Raw genomic sequence first — 22,273 nt, forward strand, 5'->3', positions numbered from 1 at the left:
GTGCTGTGAGATCGGGAGCAAACATATGGATTAGACTTCAGGCCCGAAACAGGCTGCATAGTCGGCGCAGACTTCGCAACTGGGTGCGCGACAAGTGTAGATGCCTTCGGTCTCACACAGCTGCTTGTAGAGGAATTTCTTCCACTTCATGTCCTGGGTATTGCGAATAGCCAGAGGACGGAAATTTTCGAGCATCAACCGGGTCAAATCCGATCGCTCCCAGAGCCCGAGATCCTGCCAGAGGTGATCGCTACCCAGGCATCCGGCAATGACGATGTCGGTCATCCAGGTTTCCGACTGGCTGTGGGTGGTACGAGATGCCAAAAGCAGTTTGCGCAGATCATCCATCTCTGCCCCGCGCTCCGAATCGAATTCGGAACCGATACCTAGCATTTCGCTCGTATCTAAGTTTGGAAAATGGTGTTGCACCATACGCCTGAATGCATGCTCACCCATACCCAGCCATTCAGGCATGACGCCCTCGCCAGCCATCCAGGAGGCCAGAATACGCGCCAGGGTCTCCTCCAGGGGATCACCCCGACGCGCGGCCATCACCCGGGTAAAAGCAGCTTGGGAGCTCTCTATTGCGAAGGCTGCAACTGCCATCACACAGCCTCGTACTCGACGACGATATCCTCGTCCCTGGGTATGAACTGGCAGGCCAGACGCCATTTGCTGGGCAGGTCGTCCACGATCAACTGTTCCAATTCATCCTTGCTGATCTTGCCCAGTTCACGCAGCACCTGCTTCTCCTTCTCTTCCAGGTGGTAGCCCATGGGTGCCTTGTCGTCGGGGTAGGTCACCTGGATCGCACAGCTGCCGCAATTGCCGTCGCCGCAATCGAAGTTGATGGGTATTTTGTTGGTCTTGGCGATCTTCAATACGGTCTCTGTAAAGCTGCCTGCTACGGCGTAGACCGTCTTGTCCTTGTATTCGGGATTTGAAAATGTAATCAGTGGCATCGAACTCTCCTCCCCATTCAGGCCGGTTTCACTTTACAGTCGCCGAGAATCTGGGCCTGGCAGGCCAGACGGTCATGGCGGCTCGCCATGTTCTCCTTCAGCACTTTCTCTTCCAGCACCGAAGGTTCGGTCAGGTTGTTCCAACCCTCTTCCACGTGCATCATGCAGGTACCGCAATCACCTTCACGGCATCCATAGATGATGCCTGCACCGATCTTTTCCGAGACTTCGATGACACGGGTGCCCGCCGGGACGTTGACCGTCTGTTCGATGTCGGTAAATGATATTTTTGCCTTAGCCATACTCTTTCACCTTGCTGTTTATGTTGAATGCCTGGTGTTGCCAGGCGGTTGTACTGTGTGCTTCGCTAACTTACTGTTTGCCCGATCCGGACCTACACAAGGTCTGCAAATTCGATAATGCGCTTTTCGGTGCTTTTGCCGGTTAACACCTCGGCGATCTGCAGACCAAATGAACGGCAAGCCTTCAACTCCTCCTCTGTCGGAATCAACTTGACTCTCAATCCCTCTTTGGGGATGTGCATCTTCAATCCGCGCATGCGGTCCTCTATCATTCGCACCGCCTCGCCGCTCCAGCCATAGGACCCAAAGGCCGCACCCAGCTTTCCCTTGAGATTGATCACCGCCAGGGACGAGAGCAGGTCCCATACCGGCTTGACCGCATCACCATTGATGGTGGGGGAGCCGAACAGCAGTGCATCGGCCTCTTCAATGAGGTCCACGAAAGGTTCCGTCTCCCCGCCTTCCAGGTCATAGAGAGAGACCCTCACACCGTCGATATCACTGGCGCCCTCGGCAATCGTTTCTGCCATGCGCGCGGTGTTGCCGTAGGAGCTCATATAAAAAATGATCATCGACTGGTCGCTGCTGCCGATCTCCGCGGAGAGGCTCGAGGTGGAGAGCTCCCGGTAGTGGGTGACATAGCGCCGGGGCCGCTCACGCAGGATCGGCCCATGGGTCGGTGCGATATGTTTCAGCTTGAGCGGTTCGATCAATTTGAGTGCGTCCATGACATGCTTTTTGAACGGACGCATGATGTGCGCATAGTAGTAGTCAAACGAGAAACGAAAGTCGCCGACCTGATCGTTGAACAGCCGTTTGTCGCAGTAGTGACAGCCGAACACATCACCGGAGAAGAGTATCGCCTCCTCTTCCAGGTAGGTGCACTGGGTATCGGGCCAGTGCAGAAAAGGGGTATGCAGGAAGCGAAGCGTGCGATCGCCCAGCGCTACCGTATCGCCAGTATTGACGGTGGTGTATTCGAACGTTCCCGTCGTCGGTTTCAGCAACGCCTTGAGCATGGAGGTGGCGCGTTGGGAAATATAGAGCTTGGCCTGGGGCGCGCGGCGCATCAGTTCGGGCAGTGCGCCGGTATGGTCAGGCTCCAGATGATTAAGTACGATCGCTTTGATCTCGCTGTAGTCGACTTCGGACTCCAGCCGTGCAAAAAATTCATCGCTGAAGTTCTCCTTCACGGTGTCGATCACCGCCACCCCATCACTACCTTTCACCAGATAGGCGTTGTAGGTGGTACCGTTTGCGGTACTGAGAATAATATCGAACGTACGCAGCGTGGGATCGAGCGCACCGATCCAGTAGACACCGTCGGCAAACTCCACGGCATCACGATGGGCGGATACGTCGATCCGGCTGTTCATGCCGATGCCTCACACACGGGGTCGGCTCCCTCCATAGGGCAGGACTGGAAATCCGCTTCCGGATCCAGGTGGATATCCAGTGCAGCCAACACCGGGCCATCAACGAAGCCCGCCTGTTTGAGTTCACCCAGCTGCATCAGTGGACGTCGTATCAATATAGGTTCGGTAAGCATCAGGGAGAGCGCCTGCGCCTCATCCAGTTCATGGATGTTGAACCAGCCATCCTTCAGTTGCGGCGCACTCAGGTTGAACCACTCCGCTATCGGCGTATTGAAAAAGTATGGCCGCAGGGAGTCCTTGGTCCACGACTCACGCAACAGGTCGCGAACATCGAGCTGGTGGCCGAAGCTCTCCAATAGCGTCTTCTGCTGCCGGTTACCGATACACCCCGGTTTTTCGTAGAAGATCAGCAGGCTCATGGTTCCGCCTTGCTCCTGCTCTCCTGCAGGTACATGTATAGGGCAGATTGCCGATGCCAGAGCCGGTCGGATATGTGCACACCCTCGGGTTTGTCTGGGGTTACCGGTTTACTGCAGCTACGGACCATGCGCCATAACCAACGATGAGCCAGAGCTGATAACGCTCGCGGCTTATCCGTCGTCCGGTGCGGTGATCGAAGTGCGATGCCCATTGTCGCGCCTCCCGTTATCTTGCCTGGATCTCGGCCATGACCTCGGCCATGCGTTCCGGCGGTATACCGGTCAGCGAGCCCGGCGGGTTGGCCGCATCGCCGAACGGGTTGAGAATCGCCCCTTCAATGGGACAAATGCTCACGCACTGGGGATCGGCATAGTCACCCTCGCACTCGGTGCACTTCTTTGCATCGATCAGGAAGTGGGGTCGGTCTTCGTGGATTGCCTTGCTGGGACAGAGCGGTTCGCAGGCCCAACAGTTCACACAGCTTTCGATTATTTCGTATGCCATTTCAAACTCCTCAGGCGCTGGCCTGTATCCCGGTTTTGGCAACATCCTTCTCCGGCAGTCCCTTCTCCACCATCTCCGCATAGACCGCAGCCACCGCATCCTCGATGGGTTCCATGGCGTGCTCACCGTTGGGCTGTATGCCGGCATACTCCAACTGCTCCCACGGCTCGTAACCGATCTTGGAACAGAGCACCGCCTCACAACCGTCGAGGATACGAATGATCTTTTGCAGCGTGGTCTCGGCGTCGCCGCAGGTATCTCCGCCACTGCAGTAGAGATCCACCTTGCGGTGACCGATGAAGCGTATGTCGGTCATTGAGGCCTCATAAATGAGGAACTCCCTGGCGTGACCGAAGTGCTGGTTGATGACACCACCGCCAGAGGTCGCCACTGCCATCAATACGGGTCGCGTCTCTCTCTTCAGGGTCTTGATGGAGGAGAGCGAGACGAAGGTCTCGCCGGTATGACTGCGTTGCGCTTCCAGAGTGGCTAACGCCGCCTCCTGGTACGCCGCACGTTTCTCCATGGCCGCCTCGTAGTCGATCTGCATCTCCTCGACCTTGTCCATGGTGAACTCGTCGCCCCGGTCCTCGCCCAGCATGCCGACGGCATCAGCACGGCATTGGCGACAGTGGCGCATCATGTTCATGTCGCCGGCACACTTGTCCTGCAGTTCCTGTAACTCGTCATGGGTGGGGCCGCGCTGTCCCATGACCCCGTAGAAGGTGCCGTGCTCCTCCTCGGCGATCAGCGGCATTACGTTATGCAGAAACGCGCCCTTCTCCTTGACGATCTTGCTCACCGCCTCCAGGTGCTCATCGTTGACACCGGGAATCATCACCGAGTTAACCTTGACCAAGATGCCACGCTCGGTGAGCATCTCCAGACCCTTCTGCTGCTGCTCGATCAGGATCGTGGCGCCTTTGCGACCGTGAATCCGGCGGTTGTTCCAGAAAATCCAGGGATAGATCTTGGCGCCGATGTCGGGGTCGACGCAGTTGATGGTAATGGTGACGTGATCGATATTGTGCTTGCACAGTTCATCTACCTGTTCCGGCAGTGAAAGACCGTTGGTGGAGACGCAGAGTTTGATGTCGGGCGCCTTCTCCGTGAGCTGCCTGAAGGTTTCGAAGGTACGCGCCGGGTTAGCCAGCGGATCGCCGGGACCGGCGATGCCGAGTACCGTCATCTGCGGAATATTGGCGGCAACCGCCATCACCTTTTTCACCGCCTGGTCAGGCGTGAGCAGTTCGGAAACCACGCCGGGACGCGACTCGTTGGAGCAGTCGTACTTGCGGTTGCAGTAGTGGCACTGGATATTGCAGGCCGGCGCTACCGCCACGTGCATGCGGGCAAAGTGGTGGTGGGCATCTTCCGAGTAGCATGGGTGATCCTTGACCTTGTCGCGGATGTGATCCGGCAGGTGCGAGAGCTGGTCACCACTACTACCACAGCCGGATGAACTGCACCCCCCTTCCGCATTCTGGCCAATTACTGTCAATTCCATCATCACATCTCCAAAACAGTGCCCCGCCAGGGGTCGATAACTGGGTATGGAGGCTACATTGCAAAGGGCGTGCCTAATATTTTTCGAAACATATGATATTGTTTTATATATCAAAATAATCACAGACAGAACGATATGTAAGGTAGTCGACAAGACAATTGAGGGGTTGTGTAAGGTGTACGACTTAAGCAATGCAGGCGCAGCGCTTTCTGCGCCTGCAGGGAAATGAATGAATCAGATCTGCCTGACTCTGATATTGAGGGTCTGGATTCGATAGCCGATCTGACGGGGAGTCATACCCAACAGGCGTGCCGCCTTGGCCTGCACCCACCCGGCCTGTTCAAGCGCAGCGATAACGCGCTCTCGTTCGTCCAGTTCAGGATCATCGATATCAACTCGATTGGCGGTTGAAAGTGTAACCGCCGGGGGAGGATTCCCCTGTAGTCCGGTTAGGTTGATTGCGTTTTTATCGATCTTACCGTCGCTGCTCATCACAGCCGCACGTTCAAGACAGTTTTCCAGTTCGCGTACATTGCCGGGCCAGTCGTAACGCATGAGCGGACCCAGGGCAGAGTCCTCCACCGCCAACTCGCGCCCCTGGCTCTTGGCAATCTTGGATACCAGGAAGCGTGCCAGGTCAGGAATATCTTCGCTGCGCTCCCTGAGCGGCGGCGTATTGATCGGCATGACGTTGAGGCGGTAGTAGAGGTCTTCACGAAAGCTGCCTTCCTGAACTTCCGACTCCAGATCCTTGTTGGTGGCGGCCACGACACGGACATCGACCACCTGGGTCTTGACGCCACCCACCCGTTCAAACTCCCCCTCCTGCAATACCCGTAGCAGCTTTGCCTGAAATGCGGGCGAGATCTCCCCAATCTCATCGAGAAAGATGGTACCGCCATGGGCCTGCTCGAAGCGCCCCTTGCGCTGGCTCACTGCCCCGGTAAACGCTCCTTTCTCATGACCGAAAAGTTCAGACTCCAACAAGGTATCCGGTAGTGCTGCACAGTTGAGTTTGATGAACGGACCGTTTGAACGGGGCGAGTTGTAGTGAATCGCATTGGCGATCAGCTCCTTACCGGTGCCGGACTCACCGCGGATAAGTACCGTGGTATTCCACTTGGCCACCTGTCTCACCTGATCGAATACCAGGCGCATGCTGGAGGTATGACCGACCATGTTGGAAAAGCCGTGCTCGCCACGTACCTTGCGGCGCAGTGAGTCACGCTCGCTTTTAAGGGCCAGTTGTTCATCCTCAACCTTGCGTGCGAGTCGTACACTCTGGCCGATGAGATTGGCCACCATCTGCAGAAAGCGCTTGTGTCTATCCAACGCGCCACTGCCAACAAGGGGCTGAGCTGCCAGGACACCTGCCGACATCTCGCCGATCATTATAGGCACACCGATAAACGACAGGTCAGCATCATAGACACCAAGGCGGTCGAGAAATCTATCTTCCTCTGAGATCCGTTCGACAACCAGCGGGTTGCCGCTCTCCATGATGGCACCCACAACACCTTCTCCCGGCTTATAGCGGATCGCATTCAATGGCTGCGGATTCTCATGAAGTGCAGTGACCAGCAGGTCGCCGCTATCCGCATCCAGCAGGCAGATCATGCCGTGGCGCATGCCGGATGTATCATTGAGAACCTTGAGCACCTCCGCCAGGGTATCGCGAAAATCGAGCGAACGGCTCAATACCTGGCTAACCAGGTAGAGGCTCTCCAGTTCACACTCCAGTATCGTACTGTACCGGCTCTCGGTCTCCGTTATGTTTTCATCAATCAGGGCCATAACTTCAACCTCCTTCCGTGCCATTCACGGGGAGTCTGACTGTAACGCGACAGCCACCCAGGAAATCGGCATCGATCTCGACAGATCCGCCGTGACCAATCGCGACCTCCTGGGCCATGGTCAATCCCATCCCTGCATGTTCACCGGCATGGGTCCAGCCACAGAAGAAAGGTTCGAACGCCTTGATGCGTTGGCTTTGCTGTATCCCCGACCCGTTATCCATCACCTCAACAACCAGCTCATGATTCTCTTCACGCGTCTCCAGACGTACCTCCCGATAAGGCCTTCCCGCCTCGTTTACCGCTTCGATCGCATTGTCGATCAGGTATTTGAACAGTCCCCGCAGTGAGTTGGCCCTGCCGGATAGAGACGGCAGAACGGCTGTCGGTCGCCAATCCACTACCACGCCTGTCGCCAGCAGCCTGTCTGTAGACAGCTTGATAACCTCGTGAACGATCTCATTGATATTCACCGTAGAGGTCTGCTCCAGGGTAGGACTCGGCAGGGAACCGTGAAGACTGTCCATCGCCTCGTTACCACTCTCCAACGCCTGCTGAAGCACTTCACGCAGACTGCTCTTAGCGCTACCGCCATCCGGCATGGAGATGGCGGCCTTGATTACATTCAATGGCACCTGAAGCTTGAAGATTGCACCGGATATCGCCTCCCGCATGGTCTGCACCATCTGCTGCTCGGCCATGTTGGCGCGAATCATGTTGAGCCGCGCTTCATTGATACGTCGGCGACTGGACGTCACCTCGTTGGCGATCAGCAACAGGCAGCAGCGGGATGCACCGGTCTGTTTGAAGTAGTTGTTGGCCGCTTCATCCAGTTCTGCCACACGCACACCGGAACAGGCGAACCAGCGGGGCGAAGCCCCCCCTGGCGGGTCGAGCCTCACATCGATATTGCCAAATCCCTTACCGACCTGGCAGACGTTGCTCAGGTCAAAACCGAGTTGTTGTTCCAGGGCATCCAGAAAGAGTGTCGCGGGCTCCACACCCCTGAAGTCCCCAAGCAGCGCTTTATAGGCATGATTGTCCATGAGCACCTTGCGCTCCGCATCCACCATGGCAACCACCATTGGCACGGCGTCCAGGGCAGCCTCCGTCAGCTCCTTCTGAAACTTGAGGCGCTGTTCAAGTTGGTGCATCTCGGTGATATCCCGGTGCATACCGAGGTAATAGGCGATCTGGCCATTTGCACTGAACACCGGTGAGATGATGAGTTCCGCCAGGTACTCCTCACGGCTCTTTCTGTGATTGACCAGGGTACCGTGCCAAACCCGCTTATCCTTGATGGTTTCCCAAAGATCCTGGTAGACGGAGATGGGGGTCGATTTACTGGAAAGTACCGACTCATTCTGACCGATCACTTCGTCACGCAGATAGCCGGACAACCGCTCAAATGCTGAATTTACATAGAGAATACGGGCAGTTGAATCAGTGATGGAGATGGCCACCGGGGCCTGCTCGACGGTCTCCAGGAAGAGTTTCGGAGGCAGGAATTCCCGGGTACCCGCCAAATCGAACGCCTCGATGATCTCATCAGGCGTCCCTTCCGGCGGAGACTCCAAAAAGCGGCTGATGGCATCGATGATCTCGCCATTGGCTAGGGTGGTATTTCGCTGGCTCATGGCCGACTCGCACCTGCAAAAAGAGAGGAAAAATTGAACATGCCTCTCTCCTCTGCAAATCCCATACCATGCCCAAAAGCGGTCTGACGGCGGGAGCGTCACCGACTTACCACGAAATTCTGTAGGCAATGCGACAAGCAGGAAGTCGATGACTGTAGGAAAAACGACAAATCTGTCGCTCCCAAGAACAGACTAAGCGTTTGGCACAGCCTGCAACCACGCTGGGCTATGCGCTGATCAACAAGATTTCATCTTTCTTTTCAGTGCCATATAACACCCAACCCGATGCAATAAATAGCCAACCATAAAAACCGGGAGGGGTTTGGCATATTTCTTGTTGAAGGGATTACCATCGAAACCGTTGACGATGGATCAAATGGAATACTTCCTCATCATTCTCTCCACGGCGCTGGTCAACAACGTGGTACTGGTCAAGTTCCTTGGGCTCTGTCCCTTGATGGGCGTATCGAACAAACTCGATTCCGCCCTGGGCATGGGCTTGGCGACCACCTTCGTGCTGACCCTGGCCGCCTTCGCAAGCTGGCTGCTGGAGCACTACGTCCTCACACCCCTGGATCTGGGATTCCTGCGCATCCTGACGTTCATCCTGGTGATTGCGGTGGTCGTGCAGTTTACCGAGATGGCTGTACGAAAAACCTCACCCGCCCTCTACCAAGTGCTTGGCATCTTTCTGCCGCTGATTACCACCAACTGCGCGGTACTCGGTGTTGCGCTGCTCAACGTGCAGCAGGAGAACAGCTTTCTTGAAAGCCTGCTCTACGGCTTTGGCTCCGCCATGGGCTTCACCCTGGTGCTGGTGATGTTTGCCGGCCTGCGTGAGCGGCTGGCCCTGGCCAATGTCCCCGCAGCATTTGCGGGCGCACCTATAGCCTATGTCGTCGCCGGCCTGATGTCACTTGCCTTTATGGGCTTCGCCGGATTGACAACGAACTAAGGGGGGTTGCTGCATGACCGCTGCAATATTGATCATCACCACATTGGGAATCGTCATGGGAACCATGCTGGGTGTTGCGGCCAGGTACCTGGCTGTGGAGGGCAATCCTCTGGTTGTCGAGATCGAAGAACTTCTGCCCGGATCCCAGTGTGGTCAGTGCGGTTACCCCGGCTGTACCCCTGCAGCAGAAGCGGTGGCCAACGGCGAAGCACCTGTGACCCTGTGTCCTCCCGGCGGCAAAGCGTTGGTGGAGTCACTGGCTGAAAAGCTGGGCGTCAGTGTTGATCTCTCCGAAGTGGATGAGAAGCATCCCATGATCGCCTTTGTACACGAAAACTTCTGCATCGGGTGCACAAAGTGTTTCAAACGTTGCCCTACCGACGCCATTCTGGGCGGCCCCAAGCAGATACACGCCGTGTTTTCCGATGCCTGTACCGGTTGCGAAAAGTGTGTCGATGTCTGCCCCACCGAGTGCATCGAACTGCGTGTAATCAAACCGACGCTGCAGACCTGGTACTGGCCTGAACCCTCCAAGGCGGCTTGATATGGGTGCCACTGCATTTACCAAACTGTTCAAGATTCGCGGCGGCGTTCACCCTGACGACCGCAAGTTGCTAAGCGCAGAACAGCCGATTGAAAACCTGCCCATGCCGGAGTTGCTGCATATCCCGTTGCAGCAGCACATAGGCGCAGCAGCTATTCCCATGGTACGGCGCGGCGAGATGGTGAAGAAGGGACAGCTGCTTGCCAGAAGCCAGGGCGCCATCTCCGCGCCGGTACATGCCCCCACCTCCGGGCGCATCATGGGCGTGGGCGGATATCCTGCGCACCACGCCTCGGGGCTGTCGGTTAGAACCATCACCTTGAAACCCGACGGAAAGGACGAGTGGTGTGATAGCACTCCGCCTGTCAAAGACCCGTTCACCCTCTCGCCCGAAGAGATCTCAAAGCGTGTCGCGGAGGCGGGTATCGTCGGTATGGGCGGTGCGACCTTTCCCTCGGCGGTGAAGCTGAACCTGCGCAAACGCTATGCGCTTCACACACTGGTGATCAATGGCGCCGAATGCGAACCCTACCTCACCTGCGATGACCGCCTGATGCGTGAACAACCGTCAGAGATACTCGATGGTGTGGCGCTGATGGCCAGCGCCCTGGGTGTGGAACAGGTGCTGTTCGCGATTGAGAACAACAAACCCGAAGCCCAGGCAGCTATCGCAGAGGGAACGCAAACACACCCAAATATCACCATGGTGGGACTCCCAACCCGCTACCCCATGGGATCGGAAAAACATCTGGTCCAGACGCTCACTGGAAAAGAGACACCGGCGAGGGGACTCACCGCTGACATCGGTATCGTGGTGCACAACGTGGCGACCGCTCTGGCCGTCCATGACGCCCTGCGCCATGGCCGCCCCCTGATCTCCCGGGTAGTGACCGTCAGCGGCAATGCCATCAATCAGCCGCGCAACCTTCGCGTCCCACTGGGAACCCCCCTGGAGAATCTCATAGAGCACTGTGGCGGATACAAGCAGGAACCGGCCAGACTGATCAGCGGCGGCCCAATGATGGGGCAACCCCTGCCCAGCACCCGCGTACCCGTGGTCAAGGGAAGCAACGGGCTTCTGGCACTCACACAGGACGAGATCCAGGCCGCGCCCGAGATGCCCTGCATTCGTTGTGCAAGCTGCGTACAGGCCTGCCCTTGCGGCCTGGTGCCTTTGGAGATGGCAGCCAATATTCGCGCGGGTAGTCTCGACAACTCAGTGAATCTCGGCCTGCTCGACTGCATTGCCTGCGGTTCCTGCGCCTATATCTGCCCCTCCCACATTCCCCTGGTGCAGTACTTCAACTATGCGAAGGGCGAACTGGCATCGCGACAACGCATGCAGCACAAACAGGGCGAGACCAAACGGCTTGCCGAGGCCCGCAGCCAACGCATGGAAGCCATCAAGAAGGCGAAACGCGAAGCGATGATGAAGCGCAAGAAGGAGATGGAAGCCAAGAAAAAACGAGAGGCTGAAGCAAGCGCTGCGGCAGAGGCTCAGGTATGAACGAAGCACCACTGATTTCGGGACCCTATAGCCACGCCAGGTCGAGCATCAGCCGCACCATGGGGCTGGTGATGCTGGCGCTGCTACCTGCTACGTTGTTCAATCTCTACCTGTTTGGCTGGCCGGCCATTTTCCTTTTTATCACGACCCTGATCGCAGCAATCGTCGTAGAGGCGATCTCCCTGCGGATCTCAGGACGCCCTGCACGACCTTTTCTACTCGATGGCTCCGCCCTGCTCACCGGCTGGCTGCTGGCCATGACCCTGCCACCCTGGGCACCCTGGTGGATCGGCGTGGTGGGGGCGCTGCTCGCCATTGTCGTGGGCAAACAGATTTTTGGTGGCATCGGGCAGAACCTGTTCAACCCGGCCATGGTGGCACGGGTCGCATTGCTGATCTCTTTCCCCCTGGAGATGACTCTGTTCAATCCACCTGTTCCGCTGTTTTCCACCCAGGCACCGGGATTCCTGGAAAGTCTCGGCATCACTTTCGGCAACTCCAATCATCTGGATGCCATCAGTAGCGCAACGGCGCTGGGGCATTACAAAACAGAGCTGAGCAGGGGTCTCAGCATTATGGAAGCCGCCGGCGGCACTGACACACTCTGGCAACTTACGGCCGGTACGGCAGCGGGCAGCATGGGCGAAACATCGGCGCTACTGCTCCTGCTTGGCGGCCTGTTCCTGCTCTACAAGCGTGTCATCACCTGGCATATCCCCCTCGCCATGCTCGGCACCCTCGCCCTCTGTGCAGGTTTTTTTCACCTGATCGACCCTGACGCCTATCTAGGCCCGCTGACTCACCTGATGTCGGGTGCAGCCATTCTCGGCGCTTTTTTCATCGCCACCGACCTGGTCACCTCACCGACCTCGATCCGTGGCCAGCTGATCTTTGGCGCCGGCTGCGGCTTGCTGGTCTATGTCATCCGAACTTTCGCCGGCTACCCGGAGGGCGTTGCCTTTGCCGTGTTGCTGATGAACGCCTGCACGCCGTTGATCGATCACTATTTCAAACCCCGGATCTACGGACGTGACAGCAAAGGCGAGCCTTTAAGTTATGTGCAAAAGGGAGGCGAATCCTGATGGGTACACCAGTTGAACCCCAGTACCGCAAGCGCATCGGCTACCAGGCGATGCTGCTGGGCGGATTCTCCACCCTGGCCACGGCACTACTGGTCGCCGGCAACATAGCCACCAAGGATGTCATTGCCGAACGCCAGAGAGATGACATGCTCGCGTCGCTTAGCGCAGTCGTACCGTCAGGCAACTACGATAACAACCTGCTGGAGAACCCCCTGACGCTGGAACGCCCCGATGGTAAGCCGCTGTCCGTCTACCGGGGCACCCGCGGCAACCAGGTGACATCCATGGCCTACGAAATCAGCGAACAGGGCTATGCCGGAGAGATTCGCCTGATCATAGGACTGGATGCCCAGGGAAAAGTACTGGGCGTTCGCGTGCTCTCACATACCGAAACCCCGGGACTGGGTGACAAGATCGAGCTGGAGAAAGACAACTGGATTCTGGCGTTCAACGGACTCTCCCTCGGCAATCCCCCACGGGAAAAGTGGAAAGTGAAAAAAGACGGCGGTCAATTCGACGCCTTCAGCGGTGCGACCATCACACCCCGTGCCGTTCTAAAGGCGATTGAAGACGGGCTGGTTTTTTACCAGGAGAACTACACAGCACTACGGCAACCACCCGTGATCAACACAAGCACCGTCACCCACAGCGGAGTGAACAGCCATGAGCAGTGATTATGGTCGTATCGCCAAAGACGGCATCTGGAATAACAATATTGTCTTTGCCCAGGCACTTGGGCTCTGTCCCTTGCTCGCGGTCACGGGCACCGCGAGCAATGGCCTGGGAATGGGCCTGGCGTCCACGTTGGTGATGATCGCATCCGGTCTTCTGATCTCCCTGTTCAGGGGCGTCATCACCCCCCAGGTGCGTATCCCGGTCTTCGTATTGATCATCGCCGTCCTGGTCACCCTGGTGGATATGTTCATGAATGCCTGGATGCACGATCTACACAAGGTGCTGGGGTTGTTCATCCCCCTGATAGTCACCAACTGCGCCATCCTGGGCCGGGCCGAATCCTTCGCATCGCGCAACAACATACTCCCTTCCCTGTTTGACGGTTTGATGATGGGCGCCGGCTTCACCATGGTGCTGGTGGTGCTGGGCGCGGCGAGAGAGGTACTCGGCAGCGGTACCCTGTTTGCCAATGCCGCCCTGCTGCTCGGTCACTGGGCTTCATTCATGGAGTTGACGCTGATCCCGGACTACAAGGGATTCCTGCTGATCATCCTGCCTCCTGGCGGCTTTGTTGTGCTTGGATTTTTGCTGGCCGGAAAGCGACTTGTGGATAAGATTTTAAGCAATCGTCAGAAGCGTGTAACAACACCGGAAGATTCGGCTACTGCCGCACCCACCTAGAGGTCCCCGACATGAATATTGGCGTCGCCTATGCCGACCGATTCAAGCAGGTCTGGTTGAAACTGGAAGTACCGGACGGCAGCACGGTACTCGAAGCGATCGAGCACTCCGGCATGCTGGAGCAGTTTCCGGAGATCGACCTGGATAAGCAGAAGGTAGGTATCTTCGGCAAGGTGACCAAACTGGATGCGACCGTTGAAGAGGATGCGAGAATCGAGATCTACCGAGAAATCACAGCCGATCCTGAGCTGGTGGAGAGACGGGATGAGTGAACGTGAAAACCCATAAACAACAGGCAGTTTACAACACCTTGTACTCTACTGAGACCGAAGATCAAATCCTTCACTTTTTGTGAAGACACGACGATGTCATGGACTACAGATGGGCCAAAATTGGGCCACAGTAAGGCAATAGAAGATGGATCGAAAGAAATAAAAAAGCCAGGGACTCGTAAGTACCTGGCTTTCTTAATTTTCATTTGGTAGCGGGGGCTGGATTTGAACCAACGACCTTCGGGTTATGAGCCCGACGAGCTACCAGACTGCTCCACCCCGCATCAAGGAGGGGGCATACTACCCGTCTTGCAGCTGGATGACAAGTCCTTTACTGCAGAAAACTCAGTTGCCGATTGCACTGCTGCAAAGCGAGAGTAATCCGGCCGGAAACAGGCCTAAAATCAGCATCGCCAGACCATTTAGGGAAAGCACCACTTGAGTATCCATACCCACCGTCAGCGGCGATTCGTCCACCGGCTCATCGAAATAGATCAGCTTGATGACCCGGATGTAATAGAAAGCCCCGATAATGGAAAAGAAAACCCCCACAACGGCCAGCCAGGTCAGATTGACCGAGACTACGGCGTCGAGCACAAACAGCTTGGCGAAGAAACCAACGGTGGGAGGCACGCCTGCCATGGAGAACATCAACAGCAGCATCATGCCGGCAAACCAGGGGTTACGCTGGTTGAGCCCCTTGAAGTCATCCAGGTTCTCCGCCTCGAAGCCTTTACGGCTGAGCGCGATCACCACACCGAAGCCGCCAGCCGACATCAGCGCATAGACCAGTGTATAGAACATCGCCGCGGTATAACCCTCTTTGGTACCTGCCAGGATTCCGAGCAGGATAAAACCCACATGGGAGATGGTGGAATAGGCCAGCATGCGTTTGATATTGGTCTGGGCGATGGCGATCAGATTACCGATGGCCATGGAGAGCACCGAGAGGATGATCAGCATCCCCTGCCAACCCTCCCAGCCGGCATGCAGATCGGCCAGACCATCCACCAGCAGGCGCATCGCCAGCGCGAAAGCGGCAATCTTTGGTGCGCTGCCGATAAACAGGGTAACCGCGGTGGGCGCACCGTGATAGATATCGGGCACCCACATGTGAAACGGAACCGCACCCAGCTTGAAGGCCAGGCCGATCACCAGAAAGACGATACCGAACACCATTACCAGTCGATTCAAGTCGCCCTTATCCACCACCTGCGCCAACTCGTCAAAGCGGAGCGTGCCGGTGGCGCCGTAGATCATCGAGATACCGTAGAGCAACATGCCTGAGGCGAGTGCGCCCAGGACAAAGTACTTCATGGCCGCCTCTGCGCCATGGGGTGAATTTCTGTTAAAGGCCACCAGGGCATAAAGGCAGAGCGCCAGCAGTTCCAGGCCCAGATAGATGGTCAGGAAACTGTTGGCGGAGGTCATGATCATCATGCCCAGCACCGCGAACAGGCCCAGGGTATAGAATTCGCCCTTGAACAGATCCCGATCGCGCAGATAGTCCTTTGCGTAGAGAAAGGCAAGAAAGCTGATAACCAGTATCCCCAGCTTCAACAGATCGCTCATCGGATCGCGTATGTAGCTACCGTCAAAAATGATCTGGGTACCCGGCTGGGAGACGAGCAAGGTAACGGCCGCGGTGATCATCAGGCCCACCTGGGTGATACCGTAACTGACGATACGCTGGCTCTCGCGGATGAACAAATCGACCACCAGCACCACGCAGGCCAGGGTCAGCAGAGATATTTCCGGCAGTACCGGGATCAGTTGTGTTGTATCGAATTGCATTTGAACGCTACCGAGTCGGGCTCCGCCAGTTAAAGTTTCGACACTGCGATATGCTGCAGCAGGTTATTGACGGAGGCATCCATTACCTCAACCAGGGGTGCCGGCCACAGACCCAACAGCAGCACTGCCGCCGCCAGAGTACCCAGCACGATATATTCACGTTGATTCATATCCTCCAACGCCGCCACGCCCTCATTGGTGACATCGCCGAAGACCACCCGCTTGACCATCCACAGGGTGTAGGCGGCACCGATAATCAGGGTGGTGGCCGCAAGGAAGGCATACCAGAAATCGGCGCGGAAACTGGCCAGGATGACCATGAACTCGCCGACGAAGCCGGAGGTGCCAGGCAGTCCCGCATTGGCCATGGCAAAAAAGACCATGAAGGCGCCGAAGACCGGCATGGTGTTCACTACCCCGCCATAGTCCTTGATCTCGCGGCTGTGGAGCCGGTCATAGAGCACGCCGACACAGAGGAAGAGGGCCGCCGAGATGAAGCCGTGGGAGACCATCTGCACCATTCCACCCTGCACACCCAAGGCAGCACCGCTGCCTGCGTTGTTCTGGCTGATGATGAAGACAATGAAGAAACCCAGGGTGACGAAGCCCATATGGGCAATCGACGAGTAGGCGATCAGTTTTTTCATATCCTGCTGGATCAGGGCGACGAAACCTATGTAGACCACCGCAATCAAGGACATGCCGATGATCAGCCAATCCAGGGTATGACTGGCGTCCGGGGTGATCGGCAAGCTGAAACGCAGGAAACCGTAACCGCCGATCTTCAACATGATAGCCGCCAGGACTACCGACCCACCGGTAGGCGCCTCCACATGGGCATCAGGTAGCCAAGTATGCACCGGCCACATCGGTACCTTAACCGCAAAGGCCAGGAGGAAAGCGATGAAGATCAGGATCTGTTCGGTCAGGTCCAGCTTAAGGGTATGGTAACCGAGGATATCAAAGCTACCCGACTGAAAGTACATGTAGATCAGGGCGACCAACATGAACACCGAGCCCAGGAAAGTATAGAGGAAGAACTTGATGGTGGCATAGACCCGATTCGCCCCTCCCCAGATCCCGATGATGAGAAACATCGGAATCAACATGGCCTCCCAGAAAACGTAGAAAAGCATCGCATCCAGGGCCGAGAAGACACCCACCATCACCCCCTCCATAATCAGGAAGGCGGCCATGTATTGTGAAGGACGATACTTGATCACCTCCCAACCGGCGATGACCACCAGCGGGGTAATGAAAGTCGTGAGGATGATCAGCGGCATGGAGATGCCGTCAATGCCCATGTAGTACTCTACATCGAAGGAGGGTATCCAGGGCACCCGCTCCACGAACTGCATCGATGAGGTCGAACTGTCGAAGGCGAACCAGAGCGGCAGGCTGACGATAAAGGTCAGGATGGCGATAATCAGGGCGGTCCACTTGGTTGCGTTCGCCTCACGGTCGCCACTGGCGAGCACCATGAAACCTCCGATGATCGGAAGCCAGACCGTAAGACTTAAGATAGGCCAATCAGCAATCATGCTAGACACCCTTTATAAAAAAACGAACCAGGTCAGCAGCAACAGCAGACCCAGAATCATGGCAATGGCATAGTGGTAGAGGTAGCCGCTTTGCAGATGGCGTACCACCGAAGCGAGCCAACCCACCGAATAGGCGGAACCGTTCACCGCCAATCCGTCGATAAGGCCGCGATCACCCGCCAGCCAGAGAAACTTGCCCAGTCCGCGGCTGCCGGCAGCGAAGACTGCCTGATAGGCCTCGTCGAACCAGTACTTCTTGTCCAGCAGGGTATGGAGGGGTGACAGGGTCGACTTGATCTTTTCGGCAAGGGCCGGGTTCAACATGTAGATGTAGAAGGCCAAGCCCAGGCCGGCCATGGCCAGATAGAACGCAGGGCTCGCATAAGTATGCGCCAGCATGCCATTGCCGCTGTGGACTATCGCCTGTACCGCGGCCAGCGTATCGTGCTCCGGCAGGACATAGAGCACATCCTTGAACCAATCGCCAAAGAGTATCGGATCGATGGTCAGGTAGCCGATGAACACCGAGGGAATAGCCAGCAGGATCAGCGGTACGGTCACCACCTTGGGCGATTCGTGGATATGCTCCTTGGCGTGCTCGTCCCGGGGACCCTCACCATGGAAGACCAGGAAGAACATGCGGAAGCTATAGAGAGCGGTAACGAAAACACCGGCCAGCACCAGCCAATAGGCGTAGGTGGAACCCGCGATAGTAGAGTGGTGCACCGCCTCGATGATGGCATCCTTGGAGAAGAATCCGGAAAAGAATGGAAAGCCGATCAACGCCAGGGAACCCAGTAACGAGGTCCAGTAGGTGATCGGCATGTACTTGCGCACGCCACCCATGTTGCGGATGTCCTGGTCGTGATGCATGCCGATAATTACCGAGCCGGCGGCGAGAAACAGCAGTGCCTTGAAGAAGGCGTGGGTCATCAGGTGGAAGATACCTGCGGCGTAGGCGGAGGCGCCCAGGGCCACCATCATGTAACCCAGCTGCGACAGAGTCGAGTAGGCCACCACCCGCTTGATGTCATTCTGCACGATGCCGATCAGACCGGTGAAGAAAGCGGTTGTGGCGCCGATCACCAGGACGAAGCTGAGCGCGGTCTCCGAGAACTCATAGAGGGGCGACATGCGTGCCACCATGAAGACACCGGCGGTGACCATGGTTGCCGCGTGGATCAAGGCGGAGATGGGTGTCGGGCCCTCCATGGAGTCGGGCAGCCAGACATGCAGCGGTACCTGCGCCGATTTTCCCATAGCACCAATAAACAGCAGAATGCCGATCACCGACATCAGCGACCAGCTGCTGTCGCCCCAGATCTGAATCTGGGTGTCGGCCAGCCCCGGCGCCTTGGCGAAGACCTCTGCATAGTCGAGGCTGTTGGTGTACATGGCGATGGCGGCGATGCCGAGGATGAAACCGAAGTCACCCACGCGGTTGACAATGAAGGCCTTCAGGTTGGCGAAGATCGCCGTCGGCCGCACCGACCAGAAGCCGATCAGCAGATAGGAGACCAGGCCCACCGCTTCCCAACCGAAGAACAGCTGCAGGAAGTTGTTGGACATAACCAGCATCAGCATGGAGAAGGTAAACAGTGAAATGTAGCTGAAGAAACGCTGATAGGAGTTGCGCCCCGCCAGGCTGGTCTTGGGCCAGTTGTGCTCGTCGTCGGCCATATAGCCGATGGTGTAGATATGGATACAGAAGGAGACGAAGGTGACCACACTGATCATCACTGCGGTCAGCTGATCCACCAGGAAGCCCACCTCCATGTTGATGCCGTCGCTTACCATCCAGGTATAGACAGAACCGTTGAAGACTTCGGCATTGTCGAACATGAAGCCCTTGAGTACATAGAGCGAGAGCAACGTCGAGATGCCAACGCCTGTGCTCGTCACCCAGTGAGACCAGCTGCGGCCGATGGAACCACCGAAAAAGCCGGCTATGACGGCGCCCACCAATGGCGCCAGCACAATTGTAAGATAGATATTTTCCATAACCGTTTTTCTTTTAAATCCGCAAATGAACGCAAATTAACGCTAATGATTCGTTTGTTGCTTCATCTACAAATCAGCTTTACCTGTGATAAAAATGTTCGTTGATAAACCCATGCCCCGAAAATGAACTCCACTCACAGAAACAACATTTGCGTTCATTAACGTTCATTTGCGGACTGATTAATCCCTACCCTCTCAATACATCCATATCCTCAACATTGATGCTCCGCTTGCTGCGGAACAGCACCACCAGAATAGCCAGGCCGATAGCAGCCTCGGCAGCGGCCACAGTGAGGATAAAGAATACAAAAACCTGTCCGGCGGTATCGCCAAGAAAATGGGAGAAGGCGACAAAGTTGATGTTCACCGCCAACAGCATCAGCTCCACACACATCAATAGAACGATAACGTTCTTACGGTTGATGAAGATCCCCGCGATGCTGATTGCGAACAGGATGGCGCCGAGTATGAGATAGTCGGAAAGTGCAATCATGTCTACATCATCCCTTTTCAGCATCCATGGAGACCATCCGTACCCGGTCATCGCGCTTGACCACCACCTGGGTGGCGGGATCGAGATACTTGGTGTCGGGGCGCTTGCGCATCGTCAGGCCGATGGCAGCGATAATAGCGACCAGCAGAATCACCGCGGCAATCTCGAACGGATACATATAGACCGTATAGAGCACGCTACCCAGCTCCTCCGTATTGCTGTAATCCGCCGCATGCCTGGCCGGTGCGGCATATTGTTCCAGGCCGAAATTGTCGGGGCCGACGATCAGTATCAGTTCCGCAGCCATGGCGATCGCCATGATCACACCCAGCGGCAGCATCTTGATGAATCCCGCGCGCAAGACAGCAAGGTCGATATCCAGCATCATCAATACGAAGAGGAACAGCACCATTACCGCCCCTACGTAAACCAGGACCAGGACGATGGCGAGAAACTCCGCCTCCGCAAGCAGCCAGATGCCACTGCAGGCGACGAATGCAAGAATCAGGAACAGGGCTGAATGAACAGGATTACGCCGGGTCACAACCATCATCGCTGCAGCGATGATCACCGCAGAGAGGGCATAGAAAATCAGCTTTTCAAGTGTCATTTATTGGGTTTCCCTTGTCTGTTTCAAAGGTTGCCTGTGCTAAGTCCTGTTGTCAGGTCCTAGCGATACTTAGACTGGGCCTCGATATCGGCGGCAATCTGCGCCTCGTATTTATCGCCCACCGCCAGTAACTTCTCTTTGGTCATTATACTTTCACCGCGATTCTCGAAGTGATACTCGTAGATGCGGGTCTCGACAATGGCATCCACCGGACAGGCCTCCTGGCAATAGCCGCAGTAGATACACTTAAACAGGTCGATGTCGTAACGGGTCGTGCGCCGCGAGCCGTCTTCACTTGGTTCGGCCTCTATGGTGATGGCCAGCGCCGGACAGGTCGCCTCGCATAATTTGCAGGCAATGCAGCGCTCCTCGCCGCTTGGATATCGGCGCAACGCATGAAGACCACGAAATCTGGGTGAGACCGGCGCCTTCTCTTCCGGATACATCACGGTGAACTTTTTACGGAACAGATAGCGTCCGGTGACACTCAAGCCACGAAACAGCTCCAGCAGGAAAAGGCTCTTAAGATAGTTTGAAAGCACTTTCATGGCAGGGCTCCTCAGTCGAACCACCAGGGCATTTGATAGACCACAGCGAGACCTACAACAGCAATCCAGACAATGGTTATCGGAATGAACACCTTCCATCCCAGGCGCATGATCTGGTCATAGCGGTAACGGGGAAAGGTGGCACGCAACCAGAGAAAGAGAAACATGAAAATGGCCGTCTTCATCACTAGCCAGACAAATCCCGGCACCCAGTCGAACAACGGACCGAGCAGCGGCCAGCCATGGAAGGGGGAGAGCCAGCCACCGAGAAACATGAGTGCCGTCAGCGCGGAGATCAGAATCATGTTGGCATATTCAGCAAGGAAGAATACCGCAAACACCATACCGGAATATTCGACGTGGAAACCGGCGACGATCTCCGATTCACCCTCCGCCACATCAAATGGCGCGCGATTGGTTTCGGCAACGCCGGAGATTACATAGACACCGAACAGGGGCAGCAGCGGCAACCAGAACCAGGAGAAGATCCCCCCCTCCTGCGCCCTGACGATATCACCCAGATTGAGGCTACCGGCGACCACCAAGACACCGACCAGGGCGAAACCCATGGCGATCTCATAGGAGACGATCTGTGCCGATGAACGCAACGCGCCGAGAAAGGCATATTTCGAGTTGGACGCCCATCCGGCAATGATGACCCCATACACACCGACCGAGGTCAGCGCCAGGATATAGAGCAGCCCGGCATTGATATCCGCTAACACCAGCTCTTCATCAAAGGGAAAAACCGCCCAGGCGGCCAATGCCGGCCCCAGGGTAATCGCAGGTGCAATAACAAACAGCAGTTTATTGGCCTTTGCCGGGATCACAATCTCCTTGAACATCAACTTCACCGCATCCGCGATCGGTTGCAGCCAACCCTTAGGTCCAACACGATTGGGGCCGATACGAACCTGCATATAACCGATGATCTTGCGTTCGGCATAGGTGAAGTAGGCGACCGACAGCATTATCGGCGCGATGATGACGATGATCTTGATCAAGGTCCAGATCAGATACTGCAGTTCGGCGGGAAGGGATCCCCAGAGGCTGATAAAGAATTCCATCG

23 protein-coding genes and 1 tRNA gene are annotated in these 22,273 nt (G+C 56.4%); 7 read left to right on the plus strand and 17 right to left on the minus strand.

All coding sequences use genetic code 11. The annotated features are described in order from the left end of the window. Nucleotides 1-30: 30 nt before the first annotated feature. The 9 genes from CODIS_RS09930 to nifL all read right to left on the minus strand — a co-directional run bounded on the left by CODIS_RS09930 (nt 31) and on the right by nifL (nt 8,501). Nucleotides 31-606 (minus strand): nitrogen fixation protein NifQ, encoded by a 576-nt coding sequence (locus tag CODIS_RS09930; RefSeq protein WP_069124661.1) that lies wholly within the window; start codon nt 604-606, stop codon nt 31-33. After that, a complete protein-coding gene (locus tag CODIS_RS09935; protein ID WP_069124662.1) occupies nt 606-962 on the minus strand; it encodes a 2Fe-2S iron-sulfur cluster-binding protein in 357 nt (118 codons plus the stop codon). Before CODIS_RS09935 ends, CODIS_RS09930 begins: the two co-directional genes overlap by 1 nt. Before the next feature lie 17 nt (nt 963-979). Continuing rightward, complete coding sequence (locus CODIS_RS09940; protein ID WP_069124663.1) at nt 980-1,264, minus strand: 2Fe-2S iron-sulfur cluster-binding protein; 285 nt, start codon at nt 1,262-1,264, stop codon at nt 980-982. Nucleotides 1,265-1,356: 92 nt separating this feature from the next. Then, on the minus strand, nt 1,357-2,640 hold the full coding sequence (locus CODIS_RS09945) for an FprA family A-type flavoprotein (protein ID WP_069124664.1): 1,284 nt from the start codon (nt 2,638-2,640) through the stop codon (nt 1,357-1,359). Beyond that, nucleotides 2,637-3,059 (minus strand): ArsC/Spx/MgsR family protein, encoded by a 423-nt coding sequence (locus tag CODIS_RS09950; protein WP_069124665.1) that lies wholly within the window; start codon nt 3,057-3,059, stop codon nt 2,637-2,639. Before CODIS_RS09950 ends, CODIS_RS09945 begins: the two co-directional genes overlap by 4 nt. Nucleotides 3,060-3,285: 226 nt before the next feature. Then, nucleotides 3,286-3,564: a 4Fe-4S dicluster domain-containing protein gene (locus CODIS_RS09955; RefSeq protein WP_069124666.1), complete on the minus strand. Its 279-nt coding sequence runs from the start codon at nt 3,562-3,564 to the stop codon at nt 3,286-3,288. Nucleotides 3,565-3,574: 10 nt separating this feature from the next. Continuing rightward, nucleotides 3,575-5,074: a nitrogenase cofactor biosynthesis protein NifB gene (nifB, locus tag CODIS_RS09960; protein ID WP_305782104.1), complete on the minus strand. Its 1,500-nt coding sequence runs from the start codon at nt 5,072-5,074 to the stop codon at nt 3,575-3,577. A gap of 231 nt (nt 5,075-5,305) precedes the next feature. Next, nucleotides 5,306-6,865 carry a nif-specific transcriptional activator NifA gene (nifA, locus tag CODIS_RS09970; protein ID WP_069124669.1) on the minus strand — a complete coding sequence of 520 codons (1,560 nt, stop codon included), beginning with the start codon at nt 6,863-6,865 and terminating at the stop codon, nt 5,306-5,308. 4 nt (nt 6,866-6,869) lie between these two features. Further along, a complete protein-coding gene (nifL, locus tag CODIS_RS09975) occupies nt 6,870-8,501 on the minus strand; it encodes a nitrogen fixation negative regulator NifL (RefSeq protein ID WP_069124670.1) in 1,632 nt (543 codons plus the stop codon). Between the two features lie 376 nt (nt 8,502-8,877). Here nifL and rsxA point away from each other — a divergent pair, with 376 nt between their 5' ends. Genes rsxA through CODIS_RS10010 form a run of 7 tightly spaced genes read left to right on the plus strand, consistent with a single transcriptional unit; the run spans nt 8,878 to nt 14,217 of the window. Then, nucleotides 8,878-9,456 carry an electron transport complex subunit RsxA gene (gene rsxA, locus CODIS_RS09980; RefSeq protein WP_069124764.1) on the plus strand — a complete coding sequence of 193 codons (579 nt, stop codon included), beginning with the start codon at nt 8,878-8,880 and terminating at the stop codon, nt 9,454-9,456. 13 nt (nt 9,457-9,469) lie between these two features. Beyond that, on the plus strand, nt 9,470-10,000 hold the full coding sequence (gene rsxB / locus CODIS_RS09985) for an electron transport complex subunit RsxB (protein ID WP_069124671.1): 531 nt from the start codon (nt 9,470-9,472) through the stop codon (nt 9,998-10,000). Between the two features lies 1 nt (nt 10,001). Beyond that, nucleotides 10,002-11,507 carry an electron transport complex subunit RsxC gene (gene rsxC / locus CODIS_RS09990; RefSeq protein WP_069124672.1) on the plus strand — a complete coding sequence of 502 codons (1,506 nt, stop codon included), beginning with the start codon at nt 10,002-10,004 and terminating at the stop codon, nt 11,505-11,507. Beyond that, nucleotides 11,504-12,589 (plus strand): RnfABCDGE type electron transport complex subunit D, encoded by a 1,086-nt coding sequence (locus tag CODIS_RS09995; protein WP_069124673.1) that lies wholly within the window; start codon nt 11,504-11,506, stop codon nt 12,587-12,589. The genes rsxC and CODIS_RS09995 overlap by 4 nt, the downstream gene beginning before the upstream one ends. Next, nucleotides 12,589-13,263 carry an electron transport complex subunit RsxG gene (rsxG, locus tag CODIS_RS10000; protein WP_069124674.1) on the plus strand — a complete coding sequence of 225 codons (675 nt, stop codon included), beginning with the start codon at nt 12,589-12,591 and terminating at the stop codon, nt 13,261-13,263. Before CODIS_RS09995 ends, rsxG begins: the two co-directional genes overlap by 1 nt. Continuing rightward, entirely contained in the window at nt 13,253-13,945 is a 693-nt protein-coding gene (locus tag CODIS_RS10005) for an electron transport complex subunit E (protein WP_069124675.1), read from the plus strand. Before rsxG ends, CODIS_RS10005 begins: the two co-directional genes overlap by 11 nt. Nucleotides 13,946-13,956: 11 nt before the next feature. After that, on the plus strand, nt 13,957-14,217 hold the full coding sequence (locus tag CODIS_RS10010; protein ID WP_069124676.1) for an RnfH family protein: 261 nt from the start codon (nt 13,957-13,959) through the stop codon (nt 14,215-14,217). Nucleotides 14,218-14,424: 207 nt separating this feature from the next. Here the strand turns inward: CODIS_RS10010 and CODIS_RS10015 are convergent. The 8 genes from CODIS_RS10015 to nuoH form a co-directional block, all read right to left on the minus strand. Next, a tRNA-Met gene (locus tag CODIS_RS10015) sits at nt 14,425-14,501 on the minus strand. 61 nt (nt 14,502-14,562) lie between these two features. Further along, entirely contained in the window at nt 14,563-16,011 is a 1,449-nt protein-coding gene (gene nuoN / locus CODIS_RS10020) for an NADH-quinone oxidoreductase subunit NuoN (protein ID WP_069124677.1), read from the minus strand. A 29-nt stretch (nt 16,012-16,040) separates the two neighbouring features. After that, a complete protein-coding gene (locus tag CODIS_RS10025) occupies nt 16,041-17,552 on the minus strand; it encodes an NADH-quinone oxidoreductase subunit M (RefSeq protein ID WP_069124678.1) in 1,512 nt (503 codons plus the stop codon). A 12-nt stretch (nt 17,553-17,564) separates the two neighbouring features. Beyond that, complete coding sequence (nuoL, locus tag CODIS_RS10030; RefSeq protein ID WP_069124679.1) at nt 17,565-19,553, minus strand: NADH-quinone oxidoreductase subunit L; 1,989 nt, start codon at nt 19,551-19,553, stop codon at nt 17,565-17,567. Nucleotides 19,554-19,740: 187 nt separating this feature from the next. Next, nucleotides 19,741-20,046 (minus strand): NADH-quinone oxidoreductase subunit NuoK, encoded by a 306-nt coding sequence (gene nuoK / locus CODIS_RS10035; RefSeq protein WP_069124765.1) that lies wholly within the window; start codon nt 20,044-20,046, stop codon nt 19,741-19,743. A gap of 7 nt (nt 20,047-20,053) precedes the next feature. Next, nucleotides 20,054-20,656: an NADH-quinone oxidoreductase subunit J gene (locus CODIS_RS10040; protein WP_069124680.1), complete on the minus strand. Its 603-nt coding sequence runs from the start codon at nt 20,654-20,656 to the stop codon at nt 20,054-20,056. A gap of 59 nt (nt 20,657-20,715) precedes the next feature. Beyond that, nucleotides 20,716-21,204 carry an NADH-quinone oxidoreductase subunit NuoI gene (gene nuoI / locus CODIS_RS10045; protein WP_069124681.1) on the minus strand — a complete coding sequence of 163 codons (489 nt, stop codon included), beginning with the start codon at nt 21,202-21,204 and terminating at the stop codon, nt 20,716-20,718. Nucleotides 21,205-21,215: 11 nt separating this feature from the next. After that, a complete protein-coding gene (gene nuoH / locus CODIS_RS10050; RefSeq protein ID WP_069124682.1) occupies nt 21,216-22,271 on the minus strand; it encodes an NADH-quinone oxidoreductase subunit NuoH in 1,056 nt (351 codons plus the stop codon). Nucleotides 22,272-22,273: the final 2 nt, after the last annotated feature.

The organism is Candidatus Thiodiazotropha endolucinida (assembly GCF_001715975.1).
Taxonomy (GTDB): Bacteria; Pseudomonadota; Gammaproteobacteria; order Chromatiales; family Chromatiaceae; genus Thiodiazotropha; species Thiodiazotropha endolucinida.